General features: G+C 45.4%; 13 protein-coding genes. 2 read left to right on the top strand and 11 right to left on the bottom strand.

The genetic code is table 11. From position 1 onward, the window contains the following. Positions 1 to 105: 105 nt before the first annotated feature. The 4 genes from ACXHJ1_RS13460 to cymR form a co-directional block, all read right to left on the bottom strand. Positions 106 to 318 carry a hypothetical protein gene (locus tag ACXHJ1_RS13460; RefSeq protein WP_013311529.1) on the bottom strand — a complete coding sequence of 71 codons (213 nt, stop codon included), beginning with the start codon at positions 316 to 318 and terminating at the stop codon, positions 106 to 108. Between the two features lie 10 nt (positions 319 to 328). Then, positions 329 to 850, bottom strand: coding sequence for a PRC-barrel domain-containing protein (locus ACXHJ1_RS13455; protein WP_016819088.1), 522 nt, complete (start codon positions 848 to 850; stop codon positions 329 to 331). A 135-nt stretch (positions 851 to 985) separates the two neighbouring features. Continuing rightward, the gene (locus ACXHJ1_RS13450) at positions 986 to 2,137 is read right to left on the bottom strand and encodes a cysteine desulfurase family protein (protein WP_019688315.1); all 1,152 of its coding nucleotides are present in this window, start codon (positions 2,135 to 2,137) and stop codon (positions 986 to 988) included. 390 nt (positions 2,138 to 2,527) lie between these two features. Further along, a complete protein-coding gene (cymR, locus tag ACXHJ1_RS13445; protein WP_013372613.1) occupies positions 2,528 to 2,947 on the bottom strand; it encodes a cysteine metabolism transcriptional regulator CymR in 420 nt (139 codons plus the stop codon). A 305-nt stretch (positions 2,948 to 3,252) separates the two neighbouring features. Between cymR and mnmA the strand changes: the two genes are divergently transcribed. Further along, the gene (mnmA, locus tag ACXHJ1_RS13440; RefSeq protein ID WP_025365607.1) at positions 3,253 to 4,374 is read left to right on the top strand and encodes a tRNA 2-thiouridine(34) synthase MnmA; all 1,122 of its coding nucleotides are present in this window, start codon (positions 3,253 to 3,255) and stop codon (positions 4,372 to 4,374) included. 522 nt (positions 4,375 to 4,896) lie between these two features. Here mnmA and ACXHJ1_RS13435 read toward each other — a convergent pair. Continuing rightward, positions 4,897 to 5,247 carry a hypothetical protein gene (locus tag ACXHJ1_RS13435; RefSeq protein ID WP_016819093.1) on the bottom strand — a complete coding sequence of 117 codons (351 nt, stop codon included), beginning with the start codon at positions 5,245 to 5,247 and terminating at the stop codon, positions 4,897 to 4,899. 14 nt (positions 5,248 to 5,261) lie between these two features. Beyond that, positions 5,262 to 6,467: a WXG100 family type VII secretion target gene (locus tag ACXHJ1_RS13430; RefSeq protein WP_045244584.1), complete on the bottom strand. Its 1,206-nt coding sequence runs from the start codon at positions 6,465 to 6,467 to the stop codon at positions 5,262 to 5,264. A 287-nt stretch (positions 6,468 to 6,754) separates the two neighbouring features. Between ACXHJ1_RS13430 and ACXHJ1_RS13425 the strand changes: the two genes are divergently transcribed. Continuing rightward, a complete protein-coding gene (locus ACXHJ1_RS13425) occupies positions 6,755 to 7,585 on the top strand; it encodes a PPK2 family polyphosphate kinase (protein WP_457904752.1) in 831 nt (276 codons plus the stop codon). Positions 7,586 to 7,691: 106 nt separating this feature from the next. On the opposite strand, the gene crcB (ACXHJ1_RS13420) is transcribed toward ACXHJ1_RS13425, so the two are convergent. The 5 genes from crcB (ACXHJ1_RS13420) to ACXHJ1_RS13400 form a co-directional block, all read right to left on the bottom strand. Further along, positions 7,692 to 8,057 (bottom strand): fluoride efflux transporter CrcB, encoded by a 366-nt coding sequence (gene crcB, locus ACXHJ1_RS13420; RefSeq protein WP_016819117.1) that lies wholly within the window; start codon positions 8,055 to 8,057, stop codon positions 7,692 to 7,694. Continuing rightward, a complete protein-coding gene (gene crcB / locus ACXHJ1_RS13415) occupies positions 8,054 to 8,455 on the bottom strand; it encodes a fluoride efflux transporter CrcB (protein WP_117289406.1) in 402 nt (133 codons plus the stop codon). The genes crcB (ACXHJ1_RS13420) and crcB (ACXHJ1_RS13415) overlap by 4 nt, the downstream gene beginning before the upstream one ends. Before the next feature lie 87 nt (positions 8,456 to 8,542). Next, positions 8,543 to 9,853 carry a replication-associated recombination protein A gene (locus ACXHJ1_RS13410; protein WP_019688318.1) on the bottom strand — a complete coding sequence of 437 codons (1,311 nt, stop codon included), beginning with the start codon at positions 9,851 to 9,853 and terminating at the stop codon, positions 8,543 to 8,545. A 267-nt stretch (positions 9,854 to 10,120) separates the two neighbouring features. Then, entirely contained in the window at positions 10,121 to 12,253 is a 2,133-nt protein-coding gene (locus ACXHJ1_RS13405; RefSeq protein ID WP_457904751.1) for a HelD family protein, read from the bottom strand. A 133-nt stretch (positions 12,254 to 12,386) separates the two neighbouring features. Continuing rightward, positions 12,387 to 14,213 carry an ABC transporter ATP-binding protein gene (locus ACXHJ1_RS13400; RefSeq protein ID WP_457904750.1) on the bottom strand — a complete coding sequence of 609 codons (1,827 nt, stop codon included), beginning with the start codon at positions 14,211 to 14,213 and terminating at the stop codon, positions 12,387 to 12,389. Positions 14,214 to 14,249: the final 36 nt, after the last annotated feature.

Below are 14,249 nucleotides of genomic sequence, written 5' to 3'. Positions count from 1 at the left end.
CTCCATTTTTTATTAAGCATGATCCAATCCACTTAGCTATATGTTAAGCCATAGGGGGAAGATCACACCTCTTCGTAAACAGCCTGTCCACTTCCCGAGTCAAGCTTAGGAAGAAGCGTGAATTTGCGGCAAGTCCTGTTGTGCCATCTCATCTCCAAAGAATAAGTCGTCCAGCGAACTGAGCGTTCCATCCTCTTCCACTTGGTAGACAGACATTTTTTCACCATTCACTTGAAGTTCGATAAAGCATCCCCAGCAATAAAATTGATGGGAGCCAATTTTTCCGATATCTTTGGAATTACAATTCGGACATCTCAATAAACTCACCCTATCCATTAACAGAATATATGGCTTTTTCCAGACGCTGCTCGCTTAACGGGGGAACCATAACAGCATTTTCCCCGATGGACATATCTTCGGTGCAGGGCAGCCATTTCCGCCCTTCAATAATATCCGATACAAAACCATCGCTGATTTCCAAGCCTATTATGTTATTGCCCATTTCCTGGTCAAAATAAACATCCGAGATGTGCCCGAGCATAAGCCCTTCCTCTGTTAGCACGGATAAATCCTTCAGTTTACCGGGTCCAAGCAAGTACGTATGTTGTATATCATGGGCCTCTGTTTTACGGACGGCCTGCTGATTGCGAATCATAATCGCATCCTCACCATAAGCAACGATGTCATCCCAGGCCACCATTTTGACATGAGATGAAAAAAGCCCTTTACCTTCTAGCTCAATCCCTGTAATTCGCCAATCAGCTGTCAACATAAAGTCATGTATTTTACCAATCTGCTTCCCGTCCTCGACATCGAAAACAGCAAGTCCGATCATGTCTTGAAGCCTCATATATAGGGTCCCTCCTTACTATGCAGTCCGAACGAAGGTGCGGTGTTTTTCCTACATGCCTGTCAATACCTTGCTTCCGTTCATGCAATGAAATGGAAACCGCTCCTCCCTTCTTACTAAAATGCGGAGAAATCCCTAGTACCTAGTACGCAGCCGCTTCCATATAGTTTCAATTTTCTTGGCCGTGTATTCCATTTCTTCCGTAGTATTACCCAAACCGAAGCTAAATCGAATCGCTGAATTCAAAACATCTTCAGGAAGATCCATCGCCTGCAACACATGTGATAGCTCTAGAGACCCTGAAGTGCAGGCTGAGCCGCTGGCCGCTGCGATTCCTTCCATATCGAGATTCATCAGCATGGTCTCTGTACCAATGGCCGGAAAGCTAATATTTAGCACATTAGGCACAAAATATTCAGGATCGCCATTGATTATAAACTCATGACTGCCCAGAGAGCTTTCCAACGCTTTTAGCAGCGTTTGGCGAAGAGCCATATCATGTGCTCCTCGCTCTTCAATGGAAGCATTGGCAAGAGTTGCGGCTTTAGCCAGCCCAGCAATGCCGGCGATGTTTTCTGTTCCTGCACGGCGTTTCTTCTCCTGAAGTCCTCCATACATTAGCGGCTGAATGCGTGTACCCTGACGGATATACAGTGCACCCACTCCTTGCGGTCCGTTAATCTTATGGCCAGACACACTAAGTAAGTCAATCGGGAGGTTCCCGCAGTCGATGGATATATGCCCGAAGGCTTGAACTGCATCTACATGAAATATAATTCCATGCTCTCTCGCAATCTGTCCTACTTCTTGGACCGGCTGAATGACGCCCACCTCATTGTTGGCATACATCATGCTGATCAAAAAAGTATCCGGGCGAATAGCTGCCTCAATGTCCGCAGGATTCACACGCCCAAAACCATTGACTGGGACATAGGTCACCTGGTATCCTGCTTTTTCCAGCTCATCGCAAGCATGAAGCACGGCGTGATGTTCAATCGCGGTTGTAATAATATGGCCGGAAGTACGACCATCTGCCGTAGCCGTCCCAAACAGGGCCAGATTATCACTCTCTGTCCCTCCGCTCGTAAATATAATTTCTTCAGGCTTGCAGCCCAAAGAGGCCGCAACGGCATCCCGCGCTGCGCTGACGGTGCGCTTGGCATCGCGGCCAAAGGCATGAACGCTCGAAGCGTTGCCGAATTGGCCGGTCATGATATCCATCATAGTCTGCGCAACCTCAGGATGCATAGGAGTCGATGCGGCATGATCCAGATAAATTCTGTTCATGTTATCCACCTCAAATATAGAACATCTTGTTTTTAGTATTGCCGAAGTTCCATTATATACTTCTTTATTGATATAATGCACTTTAAAAGTTTTTGTAAGAGCATTTCAACTGCAAGTATTCAAGGAGACCCCCTTGATCCGATTATCGGTGTAAGAAGACAGCTACCTCGCAGAGGTCGTACTATATAAAGCTTTGGCCAAAGCTCAAGCTGCTTATGACGAAATCAAAAAAGGGATTGATCCGTAAAAAATAACTCTCAGACATGCTCAAGCTTGGTAATTTACAGGATAGACTATTTTAATGTATTTTATATAGAATTAAAGCCCCATATAATGGGGCTAAAACGTTTGATAAACCAAGATCTTTCTCGTTATATACATAATTGGAAATCAAATATAAAACATGTAGTTATCCAATTCATCATGTTCTTGGTATGTGATCAAGTCCTTGAGTGTAGTCGAATCCAGCACTTCAGCAATGCTGTCACGAATTCGCAGCCAGAGCTGACGTTTTGCCGGATCGTCTTCTTCCGTAAAATCAACTGGAGAAATCGGGCCTTCCAGCACACGAATGATGTCTCCTGCTGTTACGCCTGACGGTTCATTCGCCAAAATATAACCGCCATAAGCACCACGGATACTTTTTACCAAACCTGCATTACGCAAAGGCGCAATGAGCTGCTCCAGATAATGCTCTGATAGCTGATTTTTTTCGGCAATACTTTTTAAAGAAGTTGGACCTTCGCCAAACCTGGCCGCAAGCTCCATCATAATGGTCAGGCCGTAACGGCCTTTCGTTGATATTTTCAATTGTGGCACCTCGCTTATATTAACAATTCCGTTAAACACGCGGAATAATTGGAGTTGTAAACCTCTCTATTCCGATCCTAACCCTCAGCTTATGTTAACATATTAGGGCAGGTAAAGGGAAACATTACGGTAACAATCTTAAAAAAAAGTTGCTTTCGAGCGATTAGCAACAGATTTAGCCCGTTTTATGTAGCTTTCTTGCATCGTTCGCCGTGTCGTTTGTTCATCCAAACATCGTAACTTATTATCGTTTATGTTACAATAGGTGGGTTCTACAACAATATTGAAAGAATTGGGTGATGACCATGGCTAAAGCCAATCATGAAACCCGTGTCGTCGTCGGCATGTCCGGTGGCGTCGACTCATCCGTTACCGCGCTGCTGCTAAAGGAGCAGGGCTATGACGTAATCGGCATCTTCATGAAAAATTGGGATGACACGGATGAATTTGGCCGTTGTACGGCTGAAGAGGATGCGGAGGATGTACGCCGCGTCTGTGAACAGATCGACATTCCTTACTATACAGTCAATTTTGAAAAAGAATACTTTGATAAAGTATTCTCCTATTTTCTTGATGAATATAAAGCTGGACGCACACCCAATCCAGATGTCATGTGCAACCGTGAAATTAAGTTCGGCGAGTTTCTGAACAAAGCGCTGGATTTGGGAGCAGATTATGTTGCTACTGGACATTATGCACGGGTTGTGGAGGAAGACGGCCGCTTTACTTTGCTGCGAGGTGTGGATAGCAACAAGGATCAGACTTATTTCCTGAATGCATTAAGCCAAACACAGTTGTCGCGAGCCATGTTCCCGATCGGTCATCTGCCGAAACCAGAAGTGCGTAAAATTGCAGAAGCTGCGGGACTTTATACAGCCAAGAAAAAAGACAGCACGGGCGTATGCTTTATCGGCGAACGCAATTTTAAGGAGTTTCTGAGTGGATATCTGCCTGCAAAAGGTGGAGATATGGTGGATATTGCTACGGGTGAAGTCAAAGGACGCCACGATGGTCTGATGTACTATACACTGGGTCAACGACAAGGCTTGGGCATTGGCGGCTCAGGTTCAGGCGAACCATGGTTCGTAGCAGATAAGGATCTGGAGAAGAACATCCTGTATGTGGTACAAGGTGATCGTCACCACAGCCTGTATTCTACCAGCCTGATTGCCACGGATGTAAACTGGATTGAAGGCGCAGATGCACGTCCATCCGGCGAATTCCGCTGCACAGCCAAGTTCCGTTACCGTCAGCCTGACCAGCAAGTCACTTTACAATGGCTTGCGGATGGGACCGTGCATGTCGTATTTGATGTACATCAAAAGGCCATTACCCCTGGACAAGCAGTTGTATTTTATGACGGGGAACGTTGTCTGGGTGGGGGAACCATTGATAAGGTTGAAAAACTTCAGCCTGAAACGGTTTGAATGAATGACAATTAACATTGAATAGCCGTAATAAAAAAGTCGTCTCTCCTGATTTGGGAGGAGCGACTTTTTTCTGTTACATGTTTTTAGCCATAAGTCGAAGGGAATTGGTGATCTGCTCTTTATTATGTCTATCATGCTGAACAAACATTTCCTGTAAAAAGGTTTCCAAAGTATACAGGCTATTAGGAATTGGACGCACAAAAGCCGATTCTGGAACCGTTTAGAGTTTCGCAATCATTCGCTTACGCTGAGCAATAGCTTCATTTAGCATCATGTGGTTTCATATTTCTACCGAACGCTACAGATGAGTCGTTGAATGCCTGTACATCGGGATGTTCTTTGAGCGTGACTTGTCCCTTATCAATTATCTGTATAAGCGTCTTAGTGAAGCTTTTGTCCCAGCCCATAATATGACTGACCATATCTTGAATCGACCATGTACCTGCTATGGGTTCACAAAGTAACTCATCTGAGTACGGAGATAAAGCATTAGCATGGATAAGGACTTCTAAAAAAACACTAACTTATTCCCTCTGTAATTCTTTCAACTATTTCTTTATCAAAATCGTCGAGTTCAGACATTAACTGCTCGTACTGTTTTATAGATTCAGAAGTGTTCAATACTCGAAGCACGGCAATACTATAGTGTCCAAGCGTATCAATACCAAAAAGCTTATTTACCTTAGGGTCTCTGAACTGGCTAATATGTCTCAATTTTTCGATTATTTTCTCATTGCATAGTTTCTTTTTAGCGATCTGACTCATTGCATTCAACTGTACCTGATTATGCTGGATATCCAAACATTCCACCAATTGATCGTCGCCTATTTTTCCCTCTCGTATTTCTTTCGATAAAGTAAGTAGCTTCATTTTGTTATCTCCCATCAATCTAGTTTAACTGGCCCATAATTCTCTAAAAGATACTGCCGTTCATCCCTGTAATTGTTCCAAAGGTGTTCTGCAAGGTCCTTATTTCCAATCCTCTCTGCTTCTTTTATCTCGACCATATAGGCTCTAAGTTCCATAATAATCCTATTTTTGAATTCATATGTTACATCCAAACTAGGAAAACCTTTAGCTTTATCATCAAGAAAATGTTGGTACTCATGCCGCAGTGCACTAATTGAAGCATCCTCATATATATTTAATTGCCCAGGCTTCCCTGATCCCTTGGGGGCATACGCCATAATGTCTCTATCTAGAATCCTAACTTCAACTCCGGCTCCTTGCGTATTCTTAATAATGGTACTCCACTCTTCTGGATGAGAAAGTCGTCCGGGACCATATATATCCCTAAATGGATCAGCATCATTCTTACCTAACATCGTATCAGATAAACGATTCGAAGTCCCTTTAACTTCAATAGTAGCCCCAGATTTCACCTCATATTTTAATGACGAGCCCAATCCAATCTTAGGTTTAATTACTGAACTGACTCCCCCAAATATTCCCGCTGTACCGATCATGTTAGCCCAATGTTCCTTTGACCATGCATTTGTAGGAAACATTGCTTCTCTGATTGTTCCATGTACACCAAAAGTCCAGAAGTTAAAAAAATCATTCCCTGAATCAAACTGCTTTGATGCACGCTCTGCATATCCTTGATACAAACCTTTCGGAATTCCAAACGTCCAATAGTCTAAAAATCCACCTACAGAGTCATAGCGTTTTTCGTACCTGTCCTCCGCAGCAGCCATAAAATCCTCACCAAGCTCTACTAAACTATCTGCTGATTTTTCCAAAGCATTTCTAGTATCTGGAGTAGGGATAGCACATGAATTAGGTGGTGGTGGTAAGCAGCTTGAATCAATATTACCTGCTTCCAGCAAATCAGCTAACCTGAATTTATCCGCATGACGACGCAATTCTTTTGCAATAGAATCTGTCAGTGTAACAAAGTCATTCATATTCTTCTGAGATGTTTGGAAACTATAATAGAACTGCTCTTTGGTCACTCCATCCCAGAATCGTTCCATAGATGAAATTTGTTTTATTAAATTGATATTCATTTGGGTCACTTTTTGCTGTGCAAGTTCGAATTGCTTGGAGATAGTCATAAGCTGCTCAGGTGTTACTTTAATAGTTGTCATATTATACCTCTGTTGAGAGTTCGTCATGACATAATAACACTCTTCAAATTTATGGAGAACCATCTTAATTCCTAATTGTTATAAGAAAGATTAACCTTATTGCCTATGTCTAAAGACTTAAACTTAACTTTTTAATTGTTAAACCTGAAGAAAATTTCGTGACCAGAGGCATCATCAGTAGAAAAATCGCTAATAAAGACCATACATAAGGAATTTTTGATAACGCCCCCATTTGGGTATATGATGTAGACAAGATCATTACTTCAATTGAAAAGGAGCGTGCCTTTATGTCTGATTCATTAGGAATGCTGACACCGGGTAAGAAAGTTTCTTTGAAAGAATGGGACCCCAAGGATACGAAGAATATCAAAAATAAAGAAGAAATCCGACAGGAAACAGATCAATTGAAGGAACGCTTCGCGGAATTACAAAGCAAATTATTTACAGAGAAAAAACAAGCCGTTTTGTTTGTATTCCAGGGTATGGATTGCAGCGGAAAAGATGGCGTGATCAAGCAGGTGTTTTCAAATCTTAACCCCGCAGGGGTCACTGTACACAGCTTCAAATCACCTACGACTGAGGAATTAAGCCATGATTTCTTGTGGCGTGCCCATACCGTTACACCAGGACGGGGATATATTTCAGCGTTCAACCGTTCTTATTATGAGGATGTGCTGATTACACGAGTTCACGGACAGGTGTCTGATAAGCAGGCCAAACAGAATATGAAGCATATCAAGCATTTTGAACAGTTGTTGCTGGATAGTGGTGTAAAGGTGGTTAAAATCTTTTTACATATTTCAAAGCAATTTCAGTTGGAAAAGCTGATTGACCGGATTGAGAAGCCTCGCAAAAACTGGAAGCTTGATCCGAGTGATTTGCAGGAACGGAAATTTTGGAAGCAATATACCCAATACTATGAGGAGGTACTAGAGCTAAGTGCAACCAAGCAAGCACCTTGGTATGTTGTTCCTTCAGACAATCGTTGGTACAGAGATTATACTGTACTGCGGATTGCCGTCCAAACGCTAGAGGAAATGAAGCTGTCTGACCCTGATCCACGACCTGAACTCAAAGCCCTTTTACCTGAATTATACAAAGAACGAGATAAAAAATAGTTAAATAAGCACAGCACTAAGCTTCCGCCCTCCTATTCACGGCTGATAACGCCTTGAGTGAGGGTTTGGAAGCTTTTATGGTGTGCTCACATGTCATTTTAAAAATTTATAAGGTATAACTGACCCTGTACCCGATTGCTGCAGCTATAACTCCTACTATTACAGAAGATAATACATACATAGCCATACGTCGGTATTTTTTGTGTTCCATCAGTTGAAGAGATTCATAACCAAATGTGGAAAAGGTGGTGTAGCCGCCACAAAAACCGGTTCCCAGCAGCATCCAGAGTGCAGGAGACAAATTGTGTTGCGCAAACTCGCCATACAGCCAGCCGAGCAGCAATGAACCGCTAATATTAATGATCCACGTCCCCCACGGGAATACAGTACCCAACCTTTTTCCGGCCCACATGCCAAGCCCGTATCTAGCTAAAGTACCTACCATCCCACCTGCTGCCGCCCACCAAATCATAAAAGTTCCTCCTTAGGGGCAACCTGTGTCATTTTTGTGCCTAAACGGATACCTGCCCACGTCAAAAACAAGCCCCCGCCTACGCTAAGCAGCAAGTACAATATAGCCGTCAGCATACGATCGTGAACCGTGAGGCGTACAGCATCCACTGTAAAGGTGGAAAAGGTAGTAAATCCCCCTGTAAAGCCTGTTCCGATGGCAAGTCGCCAGCGGGGGTTGATCCGCCATGATCGCAAGGTCACCGTAAAAAACCAGCCGAGAAACAGGCAGCCAAGCCAATTCATTAACAGGACGCCAAATGGAAAGTCTGCCCCAGCCGCAGGCAATAATAATTGTATACTGTAGCGAGCAGAGGTTCCGAGCGCTCCACCTGCTGCGACGAATAGTACGTCTTTCATTTCTTTTATTCCCTTCTTCGCTCTTGCAAGATCATCGTGTAACCTGACAATGTCGTACACACTTCGTATATTAAAGTCACACATATATTAAGACTGCGACTCCCGCCAACGCTGGTTTTGCCTAATTTTAGACTCATTTCCTTGCTCAGTGGCCTGGTAAAAGGTCTGGCCTGCTATCGAATCGGGTAAATATTGCTGCCTTACATAGTGATTCGGATAATTATGCGGATATTGATAGCCAACATGGCCGAGTTTTTCCGAGCCTTTGTAATGTGCGTCGCGCAGATGTAGCGGCACCTCGGCCGATTTTATATCGTCCATGGCCGACATGGCCCGTGAAATCGCCGTGTATACGGCATTCGACTTGGGACTTTCCACGGCGAACAAAATGGCCTGTGCAATGTTCAGTTTGGCCTCAGGCCAGCCGTTATTGCGGTAGGCCTCAAGCGCACTCACCGCTTGCACCATCGCCTGCGGGTTCGCCAGACCAATGTCCTCGCTGCTCGCTGCAATGAGGCGGCGAATAAAAGTCATCGGGTCCATGCCGAGCTTCTCTACGGCATACAGGAACCAGAACAGCGCCGCGTCGCTGGAACCGCGAATGCTTTTGTGAAAGGCAGACAGCACGTCATATTGTGTGGACTCGTCTGCCTTGACAATCGGGCGGCGGATGGATTCCTCTGCCACTTCCAGCGTCACATGAATCGTGCCGTCTGCCAGCGGAGGGGTCGTGAGCGCCGCTAGCTCCAGTGCGTTCAATGCACGGCGGATATCGCCGTTCGCCATGGACGCGATGTGGTCCAGTGCAGCTTCGTCTACCTGAAGCTGCATATAGCCGAGCCCCTTGTCTGCATCGCTCAAGGCGCGGCGCATAGCAGCCAGCGAATGCTCCCGGGTTAGCGCTTCAAGCTGAAACAACGTAGAACGGCTCATTAAAGCGCCGTTGACGTAGTGAAAGGGGTTTTCCGTCGTGGCGCCGATAAACACGATCGTTCCCTTTTCCACCGCAGGCAGCAATGCATCCTGACGCGAACTGTTAAAACGATGGACCTCGTCAAGAAACAGAATAGTCTTTTTGCCATACATCGATTTATTCGTCTGTGCACGGTCAATGACTTCTCTTACATCCTTTACAGATGCTTCTACTGCATTTAGACGGACGAAATCACCTTGCGTGTGTTGAGAAATGATATGTGCCAGTGTCGTTTTGCCGCATCCCGGTGGCCCGTACAGCAATATAGAAGAAACCTGATCGGCCTCTATAGCTCTCCGCAGTAGCTTGCCTGGACCCACAACATGCTCCTGTCCAATATATTCATCCAGCGATGTCGGACGCAGGCGGTCTGCAAGCAACCGATTGTTTGGCGTTGACTCCTGGGAATATGAAAATAAGTCCATTTCATTCACTTCCTTATCATTTATGAACGAACACTTTCTTTTTTTATTGAAAACAAGTTCGCCCATACAGCTAAAAGACATGAAAATTCAATCGATCTACTGTATTAAAACGATTATAAACCGCCTCTTATTCTACCATATCGGTTAACAAGTTGCAGATAGCCTGGTCACGGTATAACTGTAGCCTTACATGTGATTCAACTAAAAAGAAAGAACAGCCTAGGACGAAAAATGAATTTCGTGGCTGTTCTTTGGTTGGCATGACCTTCACGCCTGTACGTAACTTGGAAGTGGACCGTCATGCAATAGCCAGAGCTCATGCAGCGCACGGGTACATCCCACATACAACAGCTTGGCATCCCAAGTCCGTTCTCCATAATGATCCTGGTCGGCATCGGCCACAATAACTGCATCAAACTCCAGACCTTTGGACAGATATACAGGCAATACAGACAAGCCGCCTTCATATTGCTTTTTACCACCATCAATCAAATGGACATCCAACCCCGCACTGGTGAAAACCTCATGCAGCTCCACAGCTTCTTTTAAGGTACGTGTCAGTACGGAAACCGTACGATAATCCTTGGAGGAAAGCTCTTTTAGAGCGGTAAGTAAACTCTGTTCACGCATGGACGAGTCGTAAGACACAGTACGCACCGGATCACCGCTACGAAATACCGGAACCGCTGTAATGCCGCCACGTACTCCCTGCTCCAAAATTGTATTTGCAAATTCTATAATTTCCAAAGTTGATCTATAACTCCGTGTAAGTGCAAAATACCCCGTTTGTTCAGGCACAAATAGTGAACTCATTTCCTCCCATGCATGTACACCACGATATTCATGAATTCCCTGCGATAAATCGCCCAGTATTGTAAAGGAATGCCCTTTTACGAACAAATCCAGGAGAGCGATATGAAAAGGTGAAAAATCCTGCGCTTCATCAATGACCACATGGTCAAAACGTTGAGATGATTCTACCTCATGAATCAGCACGTGAAGATACACCAACGCAGTCAGATCCTCTTCACGGATGATCTGATTTCGCAGGTCTGACTGTGTGGCCTTAAAGATGGGAGCCGGCAAAGAAGCCTTCATTTCCGCAGCGGTCTCTGCAGGTAATCCTTTAGTTGCCTGAAAAAGCTGCTTATAAAGCGTCAGTGCGTCATATTGTGGCCATTTTTTAGCATACGCCTTTTCCCGAGATCCGGCTTTTTTCTTTCGTTCCTTGAGCGCAGCCGCCGAAGGTGACTTTTTCAGTTCCATTTCAATCCAGCGATGGACTCTTGCCAGCACACGCTCCTTCCGCTTCGCGAGCGGATAGGGCTTATATTCCTCATTGAACCAATTCAAAATCTCAGTTCGCGGCAGCACCGCCCCATCCCAAGGTGAAAAGTCGCCCTCAGGCACCGAGATAGGCTCCAGTCGTTCCACAAAATCCTGAAGCAGCTTCATAAAATGAACCGATCCCTTAAATCTACCCGGCGCCTCATCCATAGATTCCGTTCTCAAGCTGCCACTTTCAAACCAATAAGATAACGTTTCGGTAGGATCTGCCAGAGGTAAATCCAGCCCCAGCAAGCCTAACGCCCAGTCTGCAAATGTACTTTGCTGAATATTTCCAACCCCCAGCTCTGGAAGTACATCTGAAATATAATCGAGAAACATGTGGTTTGGTGCGAAAATAACCATTTTGTCCGCCGACACCTGATCCTTGTATTGATACAGCAAAAATGCGAGTCGATGGAGCGCTACGGTCGTCTTGCCACTACCGGCTACCCCTTGAATAACGAGGGCTGTATTTTTAGCCGCGCGGATGATCTGATCCTGCTCCGCTTGAATGGTAGATACGATATCCCGTAAACGGTTATCCTTGTTCTCTCCCAAACGATAAACGAGAAACTCATCAGAAACGGCAGGCTCGTCACTTTCACGATTGTACGTATCAGCTACCCGTTCCAGGATTCTTTTCCGAATGACAACGTTGCGTTTCAGATACACCAAGCCCTCGACAGTTCCCTCAGGAGCTTCGTAGGACGCCGTTTCCTCACCACCTGTAAACGAATAAAATAAACTGGCAATCGGTGCACGCCAATCAATCACCAGCGGATATGCTGACGTTTCTTCACGCTCCACCCCGATCTTACCGATATAAAGTGGCTTGCGCTGACCTCTACCGCGCTCGTCAAAATCCATACGCCCAAAATAAGGCTCCTGCGAGCTTTTGGTCAAAGCCTGGCGTTTTTCCTCCCGTGCAGATTCCAATACTTGCTCCGTAAAGTCATGCCCGGTGTACACTGGCGTATTGCGAAGCCGTTCCAATCTCCGATCAATTTCCTCCATAGCAAGCGACAGCCTATGCTGTTCTTCTTGATAGGCACTTTGAAACTTATTCTCCATTTCAGTTACCTCCTAAGAATATCAAGTCTCGATTTCTGCATCTCATTCACTTGCTCCGATACAAAAAAAGGAAAGTAAGCGTAACACATTTGACCACAAAAATCCAACCTTATTTCCTAATACGCCCAATTCCCTACTCTTTCACAAAAGTATGAAGCTTTTCTCCCATCTCCACAAACTGCTTTTGAGCCAGCTCGCGGTACACCTGATGGGTTTCTAATAACTCGGCATGGGTTCCTGCACCAGTCACATTGCCTTTGTCCAACACGATAATTTGATCGGAGTGGACCACCGTAGACAATCGGTGTGCAATGACAATCGTCGTGCGTCCTTCCATCAAATTCGCTAAGGCCTTCTGCACCTCATGCTCGGATGAGCTGTCCAGGCTAGAAGTAGCCTCGTCCAGCATGAGGATATCAGGACTGCGAAGAAGCGCACGCGCAATGGCGATCCGTTGTCGCTGCCCGCCGGACAGCTTCATTCCCCGCTCCCCTACCTCCGTATCGTAGCCTTGAGGTAGATCCATAATAAATGCGTCCGCATACGCCATCATGGCAGCTCGTCTGACTTCTTCCAAATCAGCTTCGCGCCCCAAGCCATACGTAATATTATCTCTAACCGTTCCGGTCATCATCGAGCTCTCCTGTGATACATAACCAATTTTCGAGCGCCAGGAGGACAGTGTATAGGACGATATCGATTCGTCTCCATAACGAATTTCCCCTGTATCTGGCACATAAAAGCGCTCCAACAATGAAAACAAGGTGGACTTCCCACTCCCGCTCGGTCCCACGAATGCTGTCGTTCGGTTAGCCGGAATGACCAGGTTTGCACGATGAAGAACCTCTTCACCTTCGGTATAGGAAAAAGCGACATCACGAAATACAATATCTCTGCTCTCTTTTGCCGCTTCCTGCTTCAATTCAAGTGGTTCCTCTTCATGGTCTAAAATAGTCTGAATCCGTTCAGTGGCCCCAACCACCTTTTGCAGACGTGAATACAAGGTCGTGAATTGGGCCATCGGTGTAATTACCTGAAACAGTAGCAAAATAAAAGCCACCAAATCACCCGCGGTCAGTACACCCGATGCAACGCGAACACCACCAACACCCAGTATAATAACGAGCACCGCAGTCAGCAAAAAGGTAGAAACGGGACCTACAAGGGCCAATATACGCGACTCCTGCAACCCGAAGCGGAACATACGGTAAATGCGATCCTCCCCGGCCTGTGCCTCTCTGCTTTCCGTTCCGTAGGCCTTCACCAGCCTGATTTCGCCGATAACCTGACTCAGCACTGAGGTCAGATCGGCCATCTCATCCTGCTGTTTTTTGGAGATACGATACATTTTTCTGCCTACCGGAAATAAAATCAGGGCTGTTAGCGGAACAATGGTCAGAATAATGAGCGTCATCACCCAATCCAGATAAAATAACAACGCAATACCACCAATAATGGCAATCACATTAGAGATCAGATTCACGAGATACTCGGTAATTAAGTTCATAATCAGGCTTGTATCATTAGTGACACGACTCATCGTATCTCCTGACCGATTCCGGTCAAAGTATGGAATGGGTAGAGATAAAATTTTATGCCATAAGCGTTTGCGCAAATTAGCCACTATTTTGTGCCCGGCGTAGTTCAACATATAGATCGAAACTGCCGAAGCTACCGCTTGAAGCACAAAAGCGCCAAGCAGACCAATAATGACCATACGGTTCAATGAAGAAAAGGTTAAGCCATCGATCAACCCTTTGGTCATCATCGGTACGATTAAACCAGCAATCGTCTGAACCAGGGTCAGTATCAGGGCGATGATCAGAATGGCCTTGGGCGGATGCGCACTCGCAATCAGTTTGATAAACCGACCCATACCAGCCTTGTCCGGCCTTTTACCCGGCTTTTCCTTCATCCGATCTTCCTGCTCATCTTGTCGCCCATGTTGTTCTTTTTCCATAAACCATCAACCTCGCTTCCTGTCTGACCATTCTTG

This window comes from Paenibacillus sp. ALE2, from assembly GCF_054113385.1.
The sequence above is the reverse complement of the archived record's forward strand: the minus strand, read 5'-3'. Positions and strand labels throughout refer to the sequence as shown.

Bases quoted from the DNA above. Each gene is read 5' to 3' on its own strand.
- crcB (WP_117289406.1), bottom strand. From the start codon at position 8,455: ATGAAAGACGTACTATTCGTCGCAGCAGGTGGAGCGCTCGGAACCTCT.
- ACXHJ1_RS13405 (WP_457904751.1), bottom strand. From the start codon at position 12,253: ATGGAGAATAAGTTTCAAAGTGCCTATCAAGAAGAACAGCATAGGCTG.
- ACXHJ1_RS13450 (WP_019688315.1), bottom strand. From the start codon at position 2,137: ATGAACAGAATTTATCTGGATCATGCCGCATCGACTCCTATGCATCCT.
- crcB (WP_016819117.1), bottom strand. From the start codon at position 8,057: ATGATTTGGTGGGCGGCAGCAGGTGGGATGGTAGGTACTTTAGCTAGA.
- ACXHJ1_RS13400 (WP_457904750.1), bottom strand. From the start codon at position 14,213: ATGGAAAAAGAACAACATGGGCGACAAGATGAGCAGGAAGATCGGATG.
- ACXHJ1_RS13455 (WP_016819088.1), bottom strand. From the start codon at position 850: ATGAGGCTTCAAGACATGATCGGACTTGCTGTTTTCGATGTCGAGGAC.
- ACXHJ1_RS13435 (WP_016819093.1), bottom strand. From the start codon at position 5,247: ATGAAGCTACTTACTTTATCGAAAGAAATACGAGAGGGAAAAATAGGC.
- ACXHJ1_RS13425 (WP_457904752.1), top strand. From the start codon at position 6,755: ATGTCTGATTCATTAGGAATGCTGACACCGGGTAAGAAAGTTTCTTTG.
- mnmA (WP_025365607.1), top strand. From the start codon at position 3,253: ATGGCTAAAGCCAATCATGAAACCCGTGTCGTCGTCGGCATGTCCGGT.
- ACXHJ1_RS13430 (WP_045244584.1), bottom strand. From the start codon at position 6,467: ATGACAACTATTAAAGTAACACCTGAGCAGCTTATGACTATCTCCAAG.
- ACXHJ1_RS13410 (WP_019688318.1), bottom strand. From the start codon at position 9,853: ATGGACTTATTTTCATATTCCCAGGAGTCAACGCCAAACAATCGGTTG.